The sequence below is a fragment of the Paenibacillus radicis (ex Xue et al. 2023) genome, assembly GCF_024722015.1.
In the GTDB taxonomy this organism is placed as follows: Bacteria; Bacillota; Bacilli; order Paenibacillales; family NBRC-103111; genus Paenibacillus_S.
Genome location: NZ_JANQBD010000001.1, coordinates 484,015 through 504,483, shown reverse-complemented (window position 1 = coordinate 504,483; position 20,469 = coordinate 484,015). Strand labels below are relative to the sequence as shown.

Here is a 20,469-nt window from a genome sequence, read left to right as displayed (position 1 = left end):
TGTGCCTGCTTGCTAATCAATGTACACCAGTCCGATTTGCAGGGTCAATCCACATGATTTCCTGACCGCACCTTTTTCCGCATGTAGCATGAAATACAAAAAAGGAGGCATGAGCCCCCTTAACCGCACCTTTTTCCGTACTCACTTATTTCCTGCTAACGTTTTTCCTGTATTCTCCCGGGGTCATGCCTACAACCTTTTTAAATACGCGGGTGAATGAATACAAGTGGATATAGCTGACTTCAATTCCGATTTCCTGTAAAGTCTTATCCGTTTGCTCCAATAGCTGCTTGGCCTTTTCTATCCGAACGTTAGCTAAATAATCGACAAACTTTTGACCGTAGCCTTCTTTGAAAATTTGACTTATGTACTTGGCCGTTACCCCGAACGTCCCTCCCAGCTGCTCCAGCGATAAATTCGGATCATCATAATGCTCATCAATATAAGCTCGAATTTTCGGAATTAATGCATACTTGCTGCCACTTTCCCGGAAACTGTTGAGCTCCGTCTGAACCTGCTGCAAAAATCGGTACAGCTCCGTCTGAAGCTCATCGAATGTTTCACATCGTTCTAACAGATCTTTTAATTCAGGTAAATGAATAGATTCCCAGGCAGCTCGGAATTCATCGGGCAGCTTTAACATTTCTTTGTGTAAATGATAGTGCACATAATCGGCCAAGCTTCTGAATTCATCATTTGAAAACATACCCGCACGCAGTTTATTGAACAGGGCTAGAAATCTCTCCGTCCATTCTTCTCCGACCTGAAATAGCTGAACGATGGAACGGATCATTTGCAAATGATCATAAACTTCTTCTTGATGTCCTTCACCTTCATTAATCTCATTTTGTCTGATCAAACGGTTAGAGCCAAGGGTTGCTTTATAGCTTAGTGCCTCTCGTGCAGCAGCGTAAGAGCCTTGGATGTTGGAAAGATTCGCGGCGTAGGGCCCAATGGCTATGGTTACGGTGAAGCTCAAGTTCTCCGATACCCAGCACCGCAGTATCTCCTGCAATTGCTCACATTGATCAAGGCACTCATGTGCTTCTTCATTACTGAAATAAATACAGCCCAACCTGCTTTCAGACAGCCACTCCGCCCATAAAGTCCACGAGCGGTCTTCAGCGATCTCCTTGGTCGCTTTCAATAAAGAAAACTTCAAGAGTGATTTGTCTTGAGTGGAATAAGCTTGGTTAAAGGAGAATTCTTTATCCATCTCAATAATGACAGCTGCAGCACCTCTCCAAGCTCGATAAGGCTCGATGGCTAGCGCAAAACGTCCGTCTTCGGCTTCCGAAGCTTGTGATTGTTCAAGTAAATAACGGAAATCTTCCTGCCGTTTGACCGTTAAATACTTCTCTTGCTGCAGAGTATATTCGTTAAACTGCTCAATCATCTGATCCATGGCCGATTCAATCATTTTAAATTCGTCATTAGCTTTCTTTTGAACGGTCCCGCCATTGTTCTGCTTTTGGTTGGAATATACTTGAACCCGGCTCATAATAGATTCAATCGGCCTATAGTTCCTTCTCGTCACTATAATAATCCATCCGATTCCTGCAAGAAGCACGCCAATGCCTGCGAAGATCGCTACGTAAGTCAAACTGTTAACGAAATCGAGCTGTCCTCTGTTCCTCACACCGCTGCCAACTTCCCAGCCCGTGTAAGCCGACCTTACTCTTGCTAATTCTTTTCCTTCGCTAAGCTCGGTCATAAGCGCTTGATCTGCACTGCCGCCGGTCAGCGGTTTCCCTAATTGATCGAACAGCTGGAAATAGACCGTTTCCGAGTTGGATATACCGCTAATAAGCTTTTCAATCTCATCCGTGTTTATGTTAACGACGATCATTCCTTGTCCGCCTGAGATTTGCGGAACCCGTTTGACGAGCGAAACGACGGATTTACTTTTCTGCTCCCCTTCAAACTCTCGGAAGGTTCTTATTGACGTCCAATGCTCAGGGAAGTTCTCACTTATCATGCTTTGAATAAATTCCTTGTCCCCGAATTGCTCCAAGGGAGATTCCATGTTCTGGCTCAAAATTCTACGATCATGGATGCGAAATAAATACATCGAGTCAATCATAGGTACGGTTGTAATAATTTCAACCATTTTTTGTGACGGCTCGCGAATCGTATAATACGTATTGTCCCATAATGAATTGAAGAAAAATTGCTTGAGCTTGGAGTTGGTTTCAATTTCTTTATACAACAACTGGTCGATGGAACGAAGTGATTGATCAACCACATCCATGGCGTAGTTGGTATACGCCTCATTGATGGTTAAAGTCATTCTTTTGGAAACCATACTCAAGGATAAGAAAGATAGCGTCATTAATAAGACGGTCATAATTAAGAATACGGGAAGGTAAGAGAGCAGCATTCGGTTAAACCAGCGATTTTTAAACATAGTCACCTACAATCCTTTTTCCTCGGGTTAGATTTCTTTTAAGAGCTTGTTTACTTTAATGTAACTTTCGGTAGTTATTTGTCTATTCCTGCAAACTGTTTATTTTCATTTAGTTTTCAGAATAATAGAGTATATTATAGCTATCACGAAGGAGGGGGATTAACCATGCGTATTCAGAAAGATAATCTAACAAAACAAACATGGATCCCTCAAAAAGAACGAATTTGGGTGGCTGGCGCGATTACAGTTACTACATTAATCGTGGTATGGCAACTTTGGAGCCTATTACAGCTTCCATCAGCGACCCTGCACAGCCGCAGTTTCGAGCATACGTTTAAAAATTATGGATCGAACGCACGAATAGCCTTGTTTTTTGTATTAGCTAATTATGTGCTTGCCTTCATAATCAAACAGCGTATATGGGAACGGCTGGATGATCTGAAAAAGTGGATGGTTACCTTACTTCGATTCGCCAGAAGCTGGCATACGCCAATTGCTATTCTCGCTATTGCGCTTATTTTGCTTCATGTGGTTGCCGTTTTTATGTATGGTTTTAAATTTGATTTCAATAATATAAGCGGGATACTTGCGCTCTTAGTCTTGCTGCCGGTACCGGTTTCAGGCTTGCTTAGATATAGGAGGCTGGACCGAAAGTGGCATTTGCGTTTTGGACTGGCATTTGCCGTTCTATTTTTGATTCACTCTTTTTTTTAGTATGGATGCAGGCTAGCTGATCTTGTCCAGCGAGCTTGCTTTTTTTTAGGCGGAACTAAAAAATCATAGTCGATATGAAAGGAGCGGGTGTAGCATGAATATTTTGCTGGTTGAAGATGACAAAAAGCTTGGGGAATTAATCCAATATAAATTAAAAAAACAGTTGTACCAGGTGGAATGGGCACAAGAGGCGGATGCTGCACTGGATTTCATCGAAAGATTTTCCTTTGACATTTATATTTTGGATTGGATGATTCCTCAAAAAACGGGAATTGAACTGTGCAAAGAGATTCGAATGAAGAAAAATCGGACGCCCATTCTAATGCTGACTGCACGTGATTCAATAACCGACAGAGTACAGGGCTTAAATGCAGGTGCAGATGATTATCTGGTCAAACCCTTTGCTTTCGAAGAGCTGATCGCGCGTCTGAATGCCTTGTATCGCAGGAAAGAGACTAACTGGGAGGCGGATACCAAATCATTCGGCGATACGCTTGTCATTGACCATAGCACATACGAGGTTATAAGAAACGGGGTTCCTGTTGCACTTTCCCGACGCGAATTTCAATTACTGGCATTAATGTCGAATCATCCTAGACAAATATTGAGCAGGGAACAGCTTATGGATAGGGTATGGGGATTGGATGCTGAGATTACATTAAATGCCGTAGATGCCACGATCAAATTGCTTCGCAAGAAATTGGACGATCCTTTCCCCGAGAAAATCATTCAAAATGTACGCGGGCTTGGCTACCGTTTGGATGTAAAAGGGGGAGAAGTATGTTCGAGCGAACAAGAAAACAGCTGACGATATTTTTCGGAAGCATCCTTGCTGTCATTATAATTCTAATTACAGTAACTTATTATCTTATTCTTCAGCAAACGTTGCAAAAAAATGAAATCGAGAGATTGGTGAATGTCAAGGATAAAATGAATCACCAATGGGAGCATCGGGTAGAGGAGATGAAGAGAGAGCGACGAGCACCGGATCGTGAAATGAAGACGATGGAATGGGTCTTTTTGCTATCGGATGAATTGATTGCATTAGTTAACCCGGAAGGGAAGACATATACATCTCCAACTGCTTATACAGCAATGTCCAATCAACTTCTGAAATGGGCACAAAACAAAGAAGTAAAGAAAGAGCAAGGAGAACGATTCGAAATCACGGACGGAGTAAAAACGGAGGTATTTCTGGTGAGCTCAAACCAATTAAATAACTCTGGTGGAGCTTATTGGATGGCAATCGACATAACAAGGGATATCGAATTGTTGCGGAGTATTAAGCTGCTGCTGTTCTTCTTCACGCTTATATTGTTATCCATTGCTATTGGCTTAGCTTATCTATTTGCAGGGAAAGTTATGGTTCCCCTAAAAAAATCGTATCATCGACAAGTGGAGTTCACAACCAATGCTTCCCACGAGCTAAGGACGCCGCTTAGTGTTATTCATTCATCGGTAGAGCTGCTGGAGGATTGCAAAGAAGCGCTGCCCGAGTTTGAACAGCATGTGCTGGACGGTTTAAAGGATGAAGTGGAACGTATGATTCGTCTAGTTGAGTCGTTATTAACTTTGGCTCGAAGCGACTCGAAACAATGGGCATTCCAGCTGGAAGCTGTGGATTTAGGTCAAATTTCGCATGAAACCTATCAGGCCATGCTGCCGCTGGCTCTAAAAAAAGGAGTTGATATACAGATAGACCCGCCGACCATCGATGTCCATTCATCAGTAATTCAAGGAAATATAGATCAATTGCGGCAATTGATTTATATATTGCTAGATAATGCGATCAAATACACGCCATCCGGGGGGAAAGTGACTATTAAATATCTATGTGATACTCATTCGAGAACGACCCTGCAGATTACCGATACCGGGATAGGAATACCTAAGGATGAGCTTTCGCGTATCTTCGAAAGGTTTTATAGAGTGGATAAAGCGCGGTCCCGTGAATTTGGCGGAGCCGGGTTGGGGCTATCGATCGCGGCAGACATATTACGCAGTCATCAAGCATTTATTCATGTAACAAGTGAAGAAGGTAAAGGTAGCGTATTTGAAATTGTTTTTGAATCATAGCCTATTTCATTTTGTTTTCACTTACATGTTGTAAAGTAGGTATTGCAATCTAATATATCCTACAGGGAACAAATTTATCGCACATTGGAGGGATGTATATGGCAAAGATGAACAAAAAGTGGGTCGTCCTTTGTTCAACAGCCATTGGAGCGATATACGCGGCCGGATTATTCTCAACTGAAACTCAGGCATCCTATCAGCAACCTCAGCAATATAACCAAGCTAATATTCAGACAGGCAGCATTCAACCCAAAGCTCAATATAAAAGTGGGACTTTCTATGGAACAGGAAAAAATCGGCGCGGCTCCATTCAGGTAGCCGTTAGCATTAAGAACGATAAAATAACGGATGTTGAAATTAGTAATTTTGCCATGCACTATTCCAAAAATGATGTAGTCGGATTGCCGCAAGCAGTAATACAAAAACAAAGTGCGCAAGTTCAGAATGTATCAGGTGCAACGTATAGTACACAAGCTTTTAAAGATGCCATACAAGATGCGCTATCCCAGGCACAAAACACATAATGGCGGCAATCATGGAAAAAACCAAATTATTTATGGATACCGTTGTAACTATACAGGTTGTCACTCGGAAATCAAAGAATGAGTCGGAAGCGGCTATCGAGCGTGCTTTTGAGGCATTTCGAAAAGTCGAACATGCCTGCAGCCGTTTCAGTCTGGACAGTGAGCTGATGGAAGCCAGCCGGCAAATAAAGATTCCAGTACCTATTAGTCCGTTTTTATTTGAGCCTTTGAAGTTTGCTTTGGAGGTGGCCAAATGGACGAAAGGCATATTTGATCCTGCCGTGGGAAAAACGATGGAAGATCACGGATTCAACCAGCATTATTTAACCGGGGAAACTATCCAAAGCTCCTCGTCTGTTTCTGCTACCTATCGGGATGTCGTCTTAAATGAACAGGATCGTACGTTGTATTTACAAAAGCCTCTGGTGATTGATTTAGGAGGTGTGGCTAAGGGATTTGCCATCGATTTGGCCGCACACGAGCTGAAACAATTTGAAGGATTTGTCGTCAATGCCGGCGGGGACCTCTATGCTGGAGGTGTGGATGAAAAAGGAAGAAAGTGGAAAATTGACATTCAGCATCCAGAACACAAAGAACAAATGATACAAACGGTTGAAATTTCGAATGAGGCCGTATGTACCTCGGGCAGCTATGAGCGCAAGAGCACATTAAAAAATGGTGTGCATCACATCATCGACCCGAGAAGCAAGCAATCGCCTAACGAATGGATCAGCTGCAGCGTTATTGCCCCTTATGCCATGATGGCGGACGCCTTCTCGACGGCCTCTTTCCTACTGGGGTTAGATCGCGGGAGAACTCTAATAGAACAGCTTGATCTCAGGGGTATTCTAATTACATCCGATTTGCAAATATATAGAGTAGGAGGAATATAAAATTGAGAGTTAATCAATGGAAACATACACCAAAGGGATATGTCATAATTTCCATGGTTGCCTTTCTACTAATAGCAACGATCTGGTCACTGGATATCGGTGGTATTTATAATGCTATCATTGCCGTCGGAGTTTCTTCAGCGGTCGATTACCTTTGTTCCCGCATTGCCAAAAGGAAGCGAGTTTTGCCGGATAGTGCGGTTATAACAGGGTTAATCATCGCTTTGATTTTAAGCACAACGACCTCATGGTATATGGTTGCGGCTGCTTCCATTATGGCTATTTTGTCCAAACATTTACTTGTCTATAAGAAAAAACCAATCTTCAATCCAGCAGCTTTCGGACTGCTTCTATCCATTCTTTTTTTTCGAACGGGACAAAGCTGGTGGGGCGCATTCGGGGATATCCCTGTATGGACCCTTGTGTTTCTTTTAATCGGGGGATACATGGTAACGAACCGTGTGAACAAATTTCCTCAGGTTTTTTCATTTCTAGGAATATATTTCATCTTATTATTGTTCATGGGATTGATCAATATCGGGGATGCAACTGACGCACTTCGGCCCCCTTTTATTAATGCCTCTCTTTTCTTTGCACTTTTTATGCTTACAGACCCGCCTACTTCCCCAGCCAAATATAAGGATCAAGTTATTTTTGGCATTCTTAGCGCGGTAGTGGGAGTGGTCATTTATGGTTTCTATGGAGGGTTGATGTATTTATTTATAGGATTACTTGCAGGGAACCTATACCACCTATTAAAAACAAGAGTGCCTTCGCGCGTACTCAATTAAGATCCACATCCTGTTATGGAAAAAGTATGACTTCATTTAATTTGAAATGTTGCGAAAGCAGTGGCAAACGGTCGTATTAAAGCTGATAAGAAAGCATGTGAGTGCCGAAGAAAAGAAAAAAATACAGCCGCTGTTACAGAAGGCCTATTCAGAAAATGTAAAGGGCTTCTATATCCATTCCCGGAAGCAAAAGGGGGATGTGAAGATGCAGCTGGGGTATATGGGCCGTTTTAGGCGTCGACCTGCGATCGCGACAAGTCGGATGGAGGCCTTTGATAGGCAAACGGTGACGTTTCGATATACAGATAAAACAGATGGAGAAGAAAAGCGAGAAACCGTTATGGTAGAAGAGTTATATCGAGGGTGATTCGACCTATTCCAGACGAACAATTTAAGTCGATCCGGCATTACGGCATCTATTCATGTAGGACGAAAAGCTTGTGTAAAAAGCTTGTTACGGCATGGCAAAAAGAAGCGAGGAAATGGATCGTAAAGGCAATGGGTATGAATATCGCCTGACCGACAGGCTAGGAGCAGTCAAGAAAGAGGTAGCAGAAGGCAGTAAAGTAGAACCGTAAGAGGGAACGGGTGTGGGATGGAGGAGCGATAGCGTCCGCCTTTGAAGCTCGTGTTCCAACCGTTGCAAGTCATAAATTCAAATGGAACACGACTTCAACAGCGGCCGGAATCCCATACCCGATTCCCTTCCAACGCACAAACGTAGATTGTACACCAAGGACCTGGCCATCGGCCAGGTTTATCTTACGTTCGCCCTGTATATCCATGAACGGACTAAGTTTGTTACAATGGTATCGTTATTGATAATGACGGCAAAGGACGGATTGAACATGGATCAAAGCCAAGTAATTCTTCGAGCGTTTGAGAATGAGGATATTAGGGAGCTGCACCGATGGTTGAATGATCCGGTTTCCATAGCGATGGTTGGCCGAGCGCCGATGACGTACGAGCAGACGGTTAAGCATGTCGAGAAAAAGCGTAACAACGGCGATTTGGTGCTTGCAATAGAGAACGAAGAACACAAGCTGATTGGCTGGATCTTTCTGCAAAATATCGAATATGAGCATGGCAGAGCGAGTATCGGTATTTTACTGTCGCCCGAAGGTCGAGGACAGGGCTACGGATTGCCGGCCATGCAGCAAATGGTTGAAATTGGATTCAACCAGCTCCGTTTAAATAAAATTTATTTAACGACTAGAGCCATTAATGAACAAGCCGTAGGCTTATATAAAAAAATAGGCTTTATTATAGAGGGTCAACTAAGAAAGCATGCTTTCAGCGATGGGCAATACTATGATACTTATTTTATGGGGCTGCTGGCTTCGGAATGGAATGTGAAATGTTTATAAAAAAGAGCAGCCTTCAACAAAAAATGCTGATCTCTTTTCTGTGCTTGATTGTCATTCCTCTAGGAGTGTTTGGATATGTATCCCTAACTATATCCAAGCAAACTATTGAAGAGCAGACTATTACCTCCAATCTCAAAACGTTGGGGCTTATCTCTGAGAAACTGGATATTATGGCCTCCGACCTTACGGCTATATCGAATATTTACTTTTCCAATGAGGATTTACGTAAAATTTTGATGCAGCCTTCAGGTACAAGAACCTATGAGGAGCGAGCAAAAAAAGAATTTTTGACCAAAATGATCATCAATTTTAAATACGCTTACACTTGGCTGGAATACTATACCTCCATTCTGGGGTTAAACGCCTTTGAACTGCATACGTTCTATGATGGACGGGTCGGGATAGATGAATTGAAGAAGGAGGATTGGTATCAGGAGGCATTCCGGCAATACGGCGGGATCATCTGGGTGTCAGATCCTTCTCCCAAGCTGGTTCCAACGGTAAATGAAGAGCATTTTGTTTCGGCTGTCCGGGTACTGAAGGATTTTGAGAGCGGTGTACCGCTAGGTCTGCTTATGATCAATGTTAATGAGAGCTTTTTATTCCAGCAGTATGCCGAGGCCATGAAGGATTACGACCAGCTTATGCTGGTAGATGCGAAAGGAACGATTATTTCAACCACTCAAAAGTCTTTGCTGCACCAGAACATAAAGGACACCAAATATTATAAGCAAGCTACGAATGGAGAGCGCGGAAGCTTTAAGGATGAGATTGATGGCACAAAAATGCTGGTCACCTATCATAATGTTAAACACACAGGCTGGTCGATCATTGCCTATACGCCTTTTGATAAGCTGTTTGCGAATATTTATAGAGCGCAGCTATTGATTGTCATCGTGTTTGTAATTGTTCTGTTTCTTTCCATTCTTGTCTCTTATTTCATTGCAAACCGGCTTTCGGTTCCGATAAAACGTTTATATAGAAGCATGCAAAAGGTAGAAATGGGAGACTTGACGGAACGGACAGATGTGCTCGGAAGCGATGAGATAGGGGAGCTGGGGCGCAAGTTCAATCGAATGGTATCGAGAATCGAGCAGCTGCGCGACAGGGTTGTAGTGGAGCAGGAAATGAAGCGCAGAAGCGAGCTGCAGGCTCTCCAATCACAAATTAATACTCATTTTTTATATAATACATTAGCCTCCATCCGTTATATGCTACTGACTCAAACGGCTGAGAAGGTAGATTCGGTTATTGTAGCACTTGTGAAGCTGCTCAAGAGAACGTTAACGGATGAGAATGAATATATCTCTGTGGGCGAGGAAATCGAAAACCTCAAAAATTATGTCTACATTCAAAAAGCAAGGCAGGATGGAAAGCTGGAAGTCGAATTCCAAATCGACGAGGGGATTACCCATGCTCAAACCTTGAAGCTTCTTTTGCAGCCTATTGTGGAAAATGCTATTTTTCATGGAATTGAGCCCAAAGAAGGGAACGGCTGTATAAGTGTGAAGGGCTGGGAGGAGCAGGAGAACTTGATGTTTGAAATCACAGACAACGGGGTTGGCATTACGAAGCTGAAAACCGAAGGAGCAGCGGATCTTACAGAAGCCATACTCTCTATGGGGAGCGGGATGGGGCTGCGTAACGTAAACCATCGGATAGTGCTTCATTTTGGCGAGGAGTATGGATTGAGGGTATTTTCGCAGGAAGGGGAGGGCACCAAGGTTACCCTTAAGCTTCCCAAATTTGTAAAGGCTGAGGAGCTGACATCCTTATGAATGTTGTTGTAGTAGACGATGAGGTGCAAATTCGGAAATGGTTTCATATTCTGCTGCTCAAAACGGGATTGCCGCTGCAAATTGCAGGCTCTTGTGGAAATGGCAAAGAAGCTTTGGAGCTGTGCCGGGCTTCTCGGATAGATCTTATCATAACGGACATAAAAATGCCGGTTATGGATGGAATCGAGTTGATTCAGCATCTAAAATCCGAGTTTCCTGCTATACGAGTATTGATTCTGAGTGCTTATGGAGAATTTCACTATGCATCGGAAGCATTGAAGGCTGGTGCGAGTGAGTATATTTTGAAAGCCGAGGTCACTGTGGAAAGCTTGAAGGAAGCTGTTCTAAAAGTAATGGGTGATATCGATACCGAAAAAAAGCGAGTTCAGGAGGTTGACACTTTAAAAAGCACGTTGAATGAAAATCAAAATGCTCTGCGTGCTTTATATTTCACCGAGCTGCTAAGAGGTGTGCCGACAGCTATTCAAGAATTTGATAATAAGATGGGCGTCTTCAAAATTGCATTGGATAAAAGGCATATTACACTAATGGCCGTCTGTATTGACGATTACCGGAACACGCTCAAGACTGCCAGAATTAAAACTAAAGAGCTTCTGGATATGGCGATGGTCAACATTATGGATGAAACCTTGCAGAATGAAGCTAATGGCGGCTGCAGCTTGTTGTTCGAGCAAGGAGTATATGTGGTGCTGGTGAATACGCCGGGGCACGGCGGGAAATCAGCACGGGAAGCTACGCTTCGATATGCTCACCGGATATCCAATCATTTGTATGATTTTATAGGAGTGCCGGTCTCTATTGGCATCAGCCTTACCTATAATGATCTTTCACTGCTGGGCAGACAATATTCAGAAGCCTATGAAGCGCTGAGTAAGAAGCAGTTTTATGGAAGAAGAAGTGTTGTTTGGTATGAAGATGTGGAAGAGAGGCCGACCAAAAAGGATAACAAGGAATTAAATGCTGCACTCTCGGAATGGTCGCATTATTTAGATAGAGGCGATTATGAGCTGGCAAGGCGGTACATACAAGCTTTTATGGAGGACATGGGACGTCAAAAGCATATTCCTGAGCAAGAGTTGAAAATGTTTTGTCTGGAATCGGTGTTTCTGCTGCTGCAAAACTTAAGACGCAAGCTTAGTCAAGGTATGAACGAAGCACAGGCGGCATTTGATACCGGCTTGCCTCAACAGGAAATTAGTCAGCTGTCTTCCTTCCATGAAGTTAAGGAATGGATACTGCTGCGGATTGGGAAGCTATTGGAAGAAGCAGGTACATCCCGCCAAGGATATAGTGAAGCGATTCGTAAAACCTGCGATTATATTTATGCTTCATTTTCTGAGGAGATTTCCCTCCAGTATGTGGCCGAGCTGGTCCATCTGAATAAGACGTATTTAAGCGAGTTATTTAAGAAGGAAACCGGCACCAGCTTTAATGACTTTCTGACTCAGGTCCGCATTGAAAAGGCGAAGGAGCTTATTTTGGCAGGGGAAGTCAAGATGGGGGCTATGGCTGAGCAGGTAGGTTATCCGGACGGAAGCTATTTCACCAAGGTGTTCAAGAAGGTGACCGGAATGACACCGATGGAATTCAAGCAGTCCGGCGGACGGTTAAAAGGATAAAGCGTTAATTCAAGCAATCCGGGAGGCGGTTAGAAGAATAAGCGTCGATTCAAGCAATCCGGGAGGCGGTTAAAAGGATAAAGCGTCGATTCAAGCAGCAGCGGGGGCCGTGATGGAACCCGTTGTTTTGTTATTAATGCACCCCATGTTCAAGGGGGATTTTTATAGGAATAGCGGCGATGAGCCCTGGGGGATTTTGTACGGAACGGAGAGTTCCGTTATTCCATCTGCCGCCGCCAATCTGGGGCTATAGCGGAAGCGGGAGTTCCGTTATGTTGGCCGAATGGAGCATTTATGCACAAAAACAGAGCAATAACGGAACTGGCTGTTCCCGTATCACTCTGATTTTTGGACTTTTCATATGATAAAGGAACAATTACTTCCGCATTGCCCTTCACTTCCGTGGATGCAGTACCGGCGTGTTCCCACACCCATCCCTCCAAAGCGTACACTTACGAATAAATGACCAAAATATCTGAACAAATGACCAAAAATAGTTTTTCATTGATCTTATAATAAAAGCAAGGGCAAACCTAATTGTCGATAATACGATAAGAAAAGGCGGGTTGTTATATGAAAAGAAAGAACAAGATTATTATGGGGGCTGCAGCCGTAAGTTTGATGGCAACGATGACAGCTTGCAGCACAGGCGGGAATACTACGGCACCGGCTAAAGATGCCGGGGGCAATAAAGACGGTAAACCGGTTGAGATTACCTTCGCAAACTGGATTTCCGTTGAGGATGCAACCAAGGATGCGTACGCGAAGCTGATTGCCGATTTCGAACAGAAGCATCCTACGATTAAGGTCAAGTCGCTTGGGATTCCTTTTGCACAATTTAAGGATCAGGTCCTCGTAAATTCTGCGGGAGGTACACCACCGGATGTAACAATGGCGAATCAGAATTTTACGGCTGCTTTCGCTGGAGCGAATATTACAGAACCGCTTGAAGAAGCACTCGGCAAAGAGTTTGTTGATGACATTGTAGCGGGAAGCAGGGCAGGAGTTACATACAGCGGTAAAGTGATGGCGATGCCTTGGGCACCCCATCCGAATGCGTTGTTTTGGAATAAAACATTATTTAAGAAAGCCGGCTTAGACCCTGAGAAACCGCCTAAAACCTACGATGAGTTGATCAGCTATGCGAAGAAAATCGCAGCTCTGGGCAAGGATGAGAAGGGCAATCCGATTTATGGAATTGGTGAGAACTCCTCGACAGAATCTTATACAGGCAACATGCTGCTAAGAACGGCGCTTTCCTACGGCGGCAAGTTTGTTGATGATAAAGGGGCCGTCGTGTATGACCAAGGCTCGGCATTGAAGGATACGCTGGCTTATTACAAAGACATGATCAATAACAAGGTGTCTCCCAAAGGTGCGGCTATGAAGGATCTTCGCGGCATGTTCGCCAATGGTACACTTGGAATTCTGATTGACGGCGATTTCGGCCGCAGCAGCTTCCGCACGATGAGCGGTAAAGGTGAAACTTTTGATAAAGAATGGGGAGTATCCATTGTACCAGTCGGTAAGACAGGGCGCAGTGAAACGGTATTCACCGAGCATCAATTGATTATTACAAAAACCGGTAAGCAGAAAGCAGCGGCGGCTGAGTTGGTTAAGTACCTTGTTTCGAAGGACGCTATGCTGATCTATCATAAAACGAATGGCATCATGTCTTCGCGTAAATCGATTGCCGCATTGCCTGAAATGAACGAGGATGATTATGCCAAAGTATTTAACGAACAGATGAAAACAGCTTCGCCGCTTCCAGCTGCAAATCCTAAATTCGATAACGCGATGAAGGAATCATCCGATATGATTGTTCTTGTAACGGAAGGGAATAAGAGCCCTGAGGAAGCCATTACTACGGTTATATCTAAAATCAAAGATCTTTACAAGTAACCGTCTTTCGAGACAACAAGTGAACATTGTAATCGAAGGGACAGTGACAGTCTGCTGTCCCTTTCATTATTCATATGAAGGCATTACACTATCCGACAGACGGGGTGAGGAACTTGAACGCTAGGCTGACTCGTGAACAGCGCAACCTTTTCTTTGCTTTTTTATTGCTATTACCTGCAATTCTTCTTTTGGGTTTGACGATTATTAGTCCCCTTGTTAAATCCATTTATATGAGCTTTACGGACTATTCCTTACTTAACAGTGATCCTAAATGGAATGATTTCGCGAATTATTTGACGATTCTAAAATCCCCTGAATTTTATCATTCTCTTCAGATTACATTGACTTATGTTGTTAGTGCCGTTACTTCTGATTTGCTGCTAGGTCTTGTTATGGCGCTGCTGTTGAATAGAAATATTCGCATGCGAGCTTTTTTCCGCAGTATCGTTATGATTCCGTGGGCTATACCTACAATCGTAACCGCATTAATATTTATGTGGATTTATCAGTCCGACTATGGGGTTTTGAATTATAGCCTTATGAAGCTCGGAATTATTCATGAAAATATTAACTGGCTGCGGAGCATGGATTGGGCACTGACCTCCATCACAATAGTGGCTGTATTCCGACAAATGCCTTTGGTTGCTGTTATGCTGCTGGCTGGTTTACAGAGTATCTCCGCAAGCTTGTATGAAGCGGCGAGAATTGATGGAGCAGGCGGCTGGAAGCTGTTTCACCATGTGACGCTTCCGCTGCTGAAGCCGGTTATTACTAGTGTTTCATTAATTATGATTGTTAATAATTTCCAAATGTTTACTTTATTCTTTACTTTGACAGGAGGAGGGCCTGCGGGAGCCACTTCTTCATTAGCTATCCTCACTTATGAGACGGCATTTTCCAGGTATGAGCTGGGAAAAGGTTCCGCCATCGGTGTAATATGGCTTGTCCTGCTGTTCACCTTTTCGATCATTTATACCCGTTTTATGAATAGAAACACGGAATACTAGGGGGAGCTGCACAATGAATCCGGTTAAACATCTATTGTTCAAAAGAGAAGGATTAACCTACGCCTTGCTTCTCTTCCTGCTGTTCTTCTTCTTGTTCCCTATCTATTGGATTGTTGTGACCTCTGTACAAAATAACAGTGATTTGATGCAGCTTCCACCCAAATGGATACCGGTGCAAATTCAATTAACCAGTTATATGGAGATTCTTCGCTCTTCTGTATTTCTGACGTTTTACAAAAATACGTTCATTGTTGCATTGGGAGCGACAATATTATGCATCTTTGTTGCGATTTTCGCAGGGTATGCTTTATCGAGGTTTCGGTTTCGGGGAAGCAATTTGATCACTCTGATCTTTTTATCCGCCCAGATGTTTCCGACAGTCACCCTTGTGATCGGTTTGTATTCCCAATATCAAGCGCTGCACTTATTGAACACCTTATTCGTACTTGTATTGGCTTCGACCATGACGGCGCTTCCCTTCTGCATCATGCTGATGAGGACGTTTTTCAACGGCATCTCCAAGGAGCTTGAGGAGGCAGCGGAGATCGACGGAGCCTCTCGCTTCAAGACGCTCTTTATGATCATTGTCCCTTTGGCGAAGCCGGGTATTATGGCTGTTGCTATCTATACGTTTCTTATCGCCTGGGATGACTTTTTATTCGGCCTGACTTTAGTTAGCGACATTGATAAAAGGACGTTAAGCCCGGGACTATCGCTTACCTTCCTAGGCGAATATTCGTACAATTGGTCCGGTGCGACTGCTGCTGCGGTTACGGCAACTCTTCCTTTATTAATTGCTTTTATGTTTTTGCAGCGGTACATGGTGGAGGGGCTGACGGCTGGAGGAGTTAAGGAATAAAAGAACTGTTGTAAAAGAACGATGGAGTGGCTATAGTAAAACGATTATAGAAAAATGATTACGAGAGGAGCAACATCAGATTATGGAAAATCAACAGCAGAAACGCCCAAATGTGATTGTATTTTTTACGGATCAGCAGCGCTGGGACACCTCCAGCCTGCATGGCAATCCGATGCAATTAATGCCTAACTTTGAGAGGATGGCGCTTGGCGGAACGCATATCACTCACTCTTTTACATGCCAGCCGGTATGCGGACCCGCAAGATCCTGCTTGCAAACAGGGAAGTATGCAACGACAACGGGCTGCTTTGTCAATGGGATACCGCTTCCGGAAGAGTCGAAGACGTTAGCGCATTATTTCAACGAGGAGGGCTACCGCACCGGATATATAGGCAAATGGCATTTGGCGGGAGTAGAGCCTGTACCGGAGGGCAAACGCGGGGGATACCAGTATTGGCTGGCATCCGATGTATTGGAATTTACTTCTGACTCGTATCGTACGGTCATGTATAACAATGATAATGAGCCTGTTAAGCTCCCGGGATACCGTGTGGATGCAATTACAGATGCTGCGATCCGGTATATCGACGGGCAAAAGGAAAATCCTTTTTATTTGTTCCTTTCTTATTTGGAGCCGCATCATCAGAATCATCTGGACGATTACCCTGCACCTGACGGATATAGGGAAAGATATACCGGTGCTTGGCTTCCTCCTGATCTAGCTGCGCTTGGAGGAACCGTTCATCAGCATATAGCAGGATATTACGGTATGGTGAAGAGACTGGATGAAGCATTGGGAAGATTGATGGATGCGTTGAAGTCACTCGAATTGGATGAGAACACAATCATTCTGTTCACCTCCGACCATGGCTGCCACTTCAAGACGAGGAACGAAGAATATAAACGTTCAGGCCATGATGCTTCCATTCGTGTGCCGAGCGCGATAACAGGTCCCGGCTTTTGGGGAGGCCGCCAGTTGCAGGAGCTCGTGAGCTTGATTGATTTGCCGCCGACTTTGCTGGATGCGGCGGGAATTCCAGTGCCTGCGGATATGCAGGGACGATCACTGCTAACCGTGGACAAGTCGCCTTGGCCGGAAGATGTGTTCGTGCAGATCAGCGAATCGCAGGTAGGCCGTGCGGTCAGGACGAAGCGATGGAAGTATGGCGTAACAGCGCCGGAGAAAAATAGCTTCACCGATGCCGGGTCGGATCGTTACCAGGAGGCTTACCTGTACGATCTGAAATCCGATCCCTATGAGCTGACGAATCTCATAGGACTCGATTCCCACCGCGAGGCTGCTGATAGGATGAAGCAGCGTCTCATCCGGCGCATGCAGGAGACGGGGGAGAATGCCCCGGTTATTGAACTTGCGCCCTCCCGTCCGGGGGGACAACGGAGAGTAACAACAAAGGAAGCTATGAGTTGATACGGTAAAGTCCTTCACCTGGGAGATTCCTGGGTGGGGGATTTTTTTGTTGGTGATGGATTTGGAAGTACTGCAAGAATCATTTCTTCAACGCTGAAGAATTAGATACTTGCCGACATTTGGGCGATAAATGTACAATGAGGACAAATCGAGCCTTACATACTCTGATGGCAAGGCATTATACGGAAGGCTATGGAATTAACAAGGAGAGTGTAGCCAATGAATGCACCATTATTTAGAGATCCTGTATACGATGGGGCGGCCGATCCGGTTGTTATATGGAACCATCAAGCCCAAGAATGGTGGATGATCTATACGAATCGCAGAGCGACAGCGGAGGGCCTCAAGTTCGCGTGGGTTCACGGAACTGATCTGGGTATCGCTTCTTCGTCAGACGGAGGCCGCAATTGGGTTTACAGGGGGACTCTGCCCGGGCTGGACATTGAATGGGGACGCAATACATTCTGGGCTCCGGAAATTATATTCGAGGCCGGTACTTATCACATGTATGTCAGCTATATACAAGGGGTCCCTTACGATTGGGCTGGACATAAGCGTCGAATGCTTCATTATACAAGCCCTGATTTGTTGCAGTGGACGTTCCAATCTGAGATCAAGCTAAGCTCAGAGCGGGTTATCGATGCTTGTATCCACAAGCTTCCTGACGGACGCTTTCGGATGTGGTACAAGGATGAAGATAATGAGTCGCATACCTATGCGGCGGATAGCCATGATTTGTACGAATGGAGTGTTGTGGGGCCAGTCATAACGAGTCATCCCCATGAGGGACCGAATGTGTTTGAATATAAGGGAAGCTACTGGATGATCATCGACGAGTGGAGAGGGCAGGGAGTATACCGTTCCCAAGATGGAGAGAAATGGGAGCGCAACGGATTAATCCTAAGCGAAGCCGGAACCCGTGAAGATGACCGAACGATCGGTTTGCATGCGGATGTAGTCGTTCGGGGAGAAAATGCCTACATTTTCTACTTCACCCACCCTGACCGGGTACATCATAATGATCAGTCCCGCACCTATGCGGCTCGCCGTTCCTCTATCCAGGTTGCTCGATTGGAAGTGAAGGATGGGGTATTGCAGTGTGATCGTAATCAGTCCTTTGAGCTTGATTTGAATCGAGGGAACTGAGAGGAGCAAGAGAACCGAGAGGAGTAAGGGAAACGAGAGGAGCAAGAGGAGCAAGAGGAGCAAGAGGAGCAAGAGGATAGTTAGAGATAGGGGGCCATTTGCTCCATGAAAAAAACACTTAATAAGCCGGATTCATCTGAATAGCTGTTGATTTAAGGGAGGGCCACTGAAAAAGTGATGCTATTGAAAAATAAAGAAATTAGGCGATTCCGAGATGTCTCCCTAGCTGTGAAACGAGCCTTGGAAGCGATTCTTGAGGCTCATTTTTATTGGGCACTAAATCAAATCAGGGGCTGATGGAGTTAATCGATTTCGGTTGAGAACGTCGATGGCAGAGCCAAGATATTATTAGATCCAGCTCCGTACCCAGCCCAGCTCTAGACAAGACCTTAGAACGGCAATGGCAGAGCCAAGATATTATTAGATCCAGCTCAGTTCCTGCCCAACTCTAAACAAAACCTTAGAACAAAATTGGCAGAGGGCAAGATATCATTCGATTCGAAGCCATTGTCTACACCAAAAACCTGCATTCATACATCCTTTTGGCCGTTTTATCGTAGTATTCTGAAATTCATGCAAATGTGCATCTTTTTTCTCATTCTTAATTGAAACTGGCTGAATTATATGAGAATTGCTGTATATTCGCAGTTTTTTCCTCTCAACAGCAAATTTCTTCAGAAAATAACTGCATGTTTGCAGGAATTTATGCGGAATTATGGTCGGAGGAGGGGCAAGCGCTGATTTTGAGGTTGAGCTTTTTTGAATTTATTTTTTAAAAGAAACGCAGACCTTTTCAGTTCACTTGAGGAAAGACCGGAAAGACCGGAAAGACCGGAAAGACCGGAAAGACTGGTTTTTTGGTGTTTGTGTGTTTATACTTTGTTCGTTTTTGCCTTGTCTTGACTAAAAGAGTCGATGGAAGATGTATCCAGCTACCTGTGAATCATGAATTCGATGGGAAGCAAGACAAATAGGGCGATTACGTTCAGTAAAAGAGAGAAAAGATAGTGATGCCGCAAGGCGTTCTGTGCCGGGCTTTATATGTTTTGGGGCGAGCGAAGCTCACTCATTATTTCCAATTTATGGAGTGTTGAGGTATGCACTCGAACGACGTATGGCAACCAATAGATTTCGATGAGCCTACGGGCCTTTGATCCGGTACGGATAGCCAACGCTATATACAGTATAGGTGAGGTCTCTCTCTTAGGGGGAGTGGGAATGGGAACCTGATGAACATTTTCATCCACCTATGCTATGTTTTTGGATCATCTAACATGAATTCCGCTGACTAACGGAACGTCAATCCTCTATTGTTTGAAAACCCATCCCATTTCATGAAGTCGCGGAACTACGATACGTTATTTCGACTTTAATAGTCAGAAATGCGATATTTTAAACAAATAAGAGATCCTAGTTCCGTTTCGCTTGAAAAATAACGTTAAAACAATGAAATAACGCACCTCACTTCCGTCTAAGCGAGTGATTGGCAGTGTTAATGGGGATGAAGACACGCCACCGACTTTAGCTTTGAAGGTACATAGAGAATATTAAAATGGGGAATAGGGCTATGAATGCCGGATCGAAGACCGGATAAAGTAAGAAAGAAGGGGCAGGCAGCACAGAGTAGAACAAGGAGGGAATCGGTGTAGGGTGAAGAGGCGTGAGCGTCCGCCCTGATACCTCCAGTAAATCTACGGGTATGCAGCCTAACTATGAAGAATTACCTCCCAAGCACGTATGCGTTTGAACATATCGTGTTCCCACCGCTGCAAGCGTACCCATCCACGGAACACGATTTCAAGTACAGTCGAAACCCCACACCGATTCCCCTCCCACGCACACGTATGAGTTTGCACAAACAGGACCGTCAGGATTGAACTGAAGGTCCTTTTTATGCTTCCCAGAATATCTCTTCGTCTTAATCCGATGGAAAAAA

At 44.3% G+C, this 20,469-nt stretch carries 16 protein-coding genes and 1 pseudogene; 15 read left to right on the top strand and 2 right to left on the bottom strand.

Annotation, left to right across the window (positions count from 1 at the left end):
* Positions 1–145: 145 nt before the first annotated feature.
* Positions 146–2,407 (bottom strand): helix-turn-helix domain-containing protein, encoded by a 2,262-nt coding sequence (locus NV381_RS02135; protein ID WP_258211598.1) that lies wholly within the window; start codon positions 2,405–2,407, stop codon positions 146–148.
* Between the two features lie 165 nt (positions 2,408–2,572).
* Between NV381_RS02135 and NV381_RS02130 the strand changes: the two genes are divergently transcribed.
* The 10 genes and pseudogenes from NV381_RS02130 to NV381_RS02085 all read left to right on the top strand — a co-directional run bounded on the left by NV381_RS02130 (position 2,573) and on the right by NV381_RS02085 (position 12,190).
* Complete coding sequence (locus NV381_RS02130) at positions 2,573–3,121, top strand: hypothetical protein (protein ID WP_258211597.1); 549 nt, start codon at positions 2,573–2,575, stop codon at positions 3,119–3,121.
* 94 nt (positions 3,122–3,215) lie between these two features.
* On the top strand, positions 3,216–3,929 hold the full coding sequence (locus tag NV381_RS02125; protein ID WP_258211596.1) for a response regulator transcription factor: 714 nt from the start codon (positions 3,216–3,218) through the stop codon (positions 3,927–3,929).
* Positions 3,902–5,197: a sensor histidine kinase gene (locus NV381_RS02120; RefSeq protein WP_258211595.1), complete on the top strand. Its 1,296-nt coding sequence runs from the start codon at positions 3,902–3,904 to the stop codon at positions 5,195–5,197. Before NV381_RS02125 ends, NV381_RS02120 begins: the two co-directional genes overlap by 28 nt.
* 98 nt (positions 5,198–5,295) lie before the next feature.
* Positions 5,296–5,721: an FMN-binding protein gene (locus tag NV381_RS02115; RefSeq protein WP_258211594.1), complete on the top strand. Its 426-nt coding sequence runs from the start codon at positions 5,296–5,298 to the stop codon at positions 5,719–5,721.
* A gap of 11 nt (positions 5,722–5,732) precedes the next feature.
* Positions 5,733–6,614 carry an FAD:protein FMN transferase gene (locus tag NV381_RS02110; protein ID WP_258211593.1) on the top strand — a complete coding sequence of 294 codons (882 nt, stop codon included), beginning with the start codon at positions 5,733–5,735 and terminating at the stop codon, positions 6,612–6,614.
* Between the two features lie 2 nt (positions 6,615–6,616).
* On the top strand, positions 6,617–7,405 hold the full coding sequence (locus NV381_RS02105; protein ID WP_258211592.1) for an RnfABCDGE type electron transport complex subunit D: 789 nt from the start codon (positions 6,617–6,619) through the stop codon (positions 7,403–7,405).
* Positions 7,406–7,421: 16 nt separating this feature from the next.
* Positions 7,422–7,900 (top strand): annotated as a pseudogene (locus NV381_RS02100) (transposase); the annotation flags it as partial.
* Positions 7,901–8,253: 353 nt separating this feature from the next.
* A complete protein-coding gene (locus NV381_RS02095) occupies positions 8,254–8,772 on the top strand; it encodes a GNAT family N-acetyltransferase (protein WP_258211590.1) in 519 nt (172 codons plus the stop codon).
* Entirely contained in the window at positions 8,763–10,550 is a 1,788-nt protein-coding gene (locus NV381_RS02090; RefSeq protein WP_258211589.1) for a cache domain-containing sensor histidine kinase, read from the top strand. The genes NV381_RS02095 and NV381_RS02090 overlap by 10 nt, the downstream gene beginning before the upstream one ends.
* A complete protein-coding gene (locus tag NV381_RS02085) occupies positions 10,547–12,190 on the top strand; it encodes a response regulator (RefSeq protein WP_258211588.1) in 1,644 nt (547 codons plus the stop codon). Before NV381_RS02090 ends, NV381_RS02085 begins: the two co-directional genes overlap by 4 nt.
* 218 nt (positions 12,191–12,408) lie before the next feature.
* Here NV381_RS02085 and NV381_RS02080 read toward each other — a convergent pair whose 3' ends face one another.
* On the bottom strand, positions 12,409–12,621 hold the full coding sequence (locus tag NV381_RS02080; RefSeq protein ID WP_258211587.1) for a hypothetical protein: 213 nt from the start codon (positions 12,619–12,621) through the stop codon (positions 12,409–12,411).
* A gap of 142 nt (positions 12,622–12,763) precedes the next feature.
* Between NV381_RS02080 and NV381_RS02075 the strand changes: the two genes are divergently transcribed.
* From NV381_RS02075 to NV381_RS02055, 5 genes are all read left to right on the top strand, one after another.
* Complete coding sequence (locus NV381_RS02075; RefSeq protein ID WP_258211586.1) at positions 12,764–14,092, top strand: ABC transporter substrate-binding protein; 1,329 nt, start codon at positions 12,764–12,766, stop codon at positions 14,090–14,092.
* A 113-nt stretch (positions 14,093–14,205) separates the two neighbouring features.
* Positions 14,206–15,099 carry a carbohydrate ABC transporter permease gene (locus tag NV381_RS02070; RefSeq protein ID WP_258211585.1) on the top strand — a complete coding sequence of 298 codons (894 nt, stop codon included), beginning with the start codon at positions 14,206–14,208 and terminating at the stop codon, positions 15,097–15,099.
* 13 nt (positions 15,100–15,112) lie between these two features.
* The gene (locus NV381_RS02065) at positions 15,113–15,958 is read left to right on the top strand and encodes a carbohydrate ABC transporter permease (protein ID WP_258211584.1); all 846 of its coding nucleotides are present in this window, start codon (positions 15,113–15,115) and stop codon (positions 15,956–15,958) included.
* A gap of 82 nt (positions 15,959–16,040) precedes the next feature.
* Positions 16,041–17,387 carry a sulfatase-like hydrolase/transferase gene (locus NV381_RS02060; protein WP_258211583.1) on the top strand — a complete coding sequence of 449 codons (1,347 nt, stop codon included), beginning with the start codon at positions 16,041–16,043 and terminating at the stop codon, positions 17,385–17,387.
* Positions 17,388–17,606: 219 nt separating this feature from the next.
* Positions 17,607–18,533 carry a glycosyl hydrolase gene (locus NV381_RS02055; RefSeq protein WP_258211582.1) on the top strand — a complete coding sequence of 309 codons (927 nt, stop codon included), beginning with the start codon at positions 17,607–17,609 and terminating at the stop codon, positions 18,531–18,533.
* The last annotated feature ends 1,936 nt before the right edge of the window (positions 18,534–20,469 follow it).

What these genes read in the sequence shown, in the direction of transcription:
- NV381_RS02130 (WP_258211597.1), top strand. Translation starts at nt 2,573, where the DNA reads ATGCGTATTCAGAAAGATAATCTAACAAAACAAACATGGATCCCTCAA.
- NV381_RS02095 (WP_258211590.1), top strand. Translation starts at nt 8,254, where the DNA reads ATGGATCAAAGCCAAGTAATTCTTCGAGCGTTTGAGAATGAGGATATT.
- NV381_RS02075 (WP_258211586.1), top strand. Translation starts at nt 12,764, where the DNA reads ATGAAAAGAAAGAACAAGATTATTATGGGGGCTGCAGCCGTAAGTTTG.
- NV381_RS02110 (WP_258211593.1), top strand. Translation starts at nt 5,733, where the DNA reads ATGGAAAAAACCAAATTATTTATGGATACCGTTGTAACTATACAGGTT.
- NV381_RS02065 (WP_258211584.1), top strand. Translation starts at nt 15,113, where the DNA reads ATGAATCCGGTTAAACATCTATTGTTCAAAAGAGAAGGATTAACCTAC.
- NV381_RS02135 (WP_258211598.1), bottom strand. Translation starts at nt 2,407, where the DNA reads ATGTTTAAAAATCGCTGGTTTAACCGAATGCTGCTCTCTTACCTTCCC.
- NV381_RS02085 (WP_258211588.1), top strand. Translation starts at nt 10,547, where the DNA reads ATGAATGTTGTTGTAGTAGACGATGAGGTGCAAATTCGGAAATGGTTT.
- NV381_RS02090 (WP_258211589.1), top strand. Translation starts at nt 8,763, where the DNA reads ATGTTTATAAAAAAGAGCAGCCTTCAACAAAAAATGCTGATCTCTTTT.
- NV381_RS02055 (WP_258211582.1), top strand. Translation starts at nt 17,607, where the DNA reads ATGAATGCACCATTATTTAGAGATCCTGTATACGATGGGGCGGCCGAT.
- NV381_RS02120 (WP_258211595.1), top strand. Translation starts at nt 3,902, where the DNA reads ATGTTCGAGCGAACAAGAAAACAGCTGACGATATTTTTCGGAAGCATC.
- NV381_RS02125 (WP_258211596.1), top strand. Translation starts at nt 3,216, where the DNA reads ATGAATATTTTGCTGGTTGAAGATGACAAAAAGCTTGGGGAATTAATC.
- NV381_RS02115 (WP_258211594.1), top strand. Translation starts at nt 5,296, where the DNA reads ATGGCAAAGATGAACAAAAAGTGGGTCGTCCTTTGTTCAACAGCCATT.
- NV381_RS02060 (WP_258211583.1), top strand. Translation starts at nt 16,041, where the DNA reads ATGGAAAATCAACAGCAGAAACGCCCAAATGTGATTGTATTTTTTACG.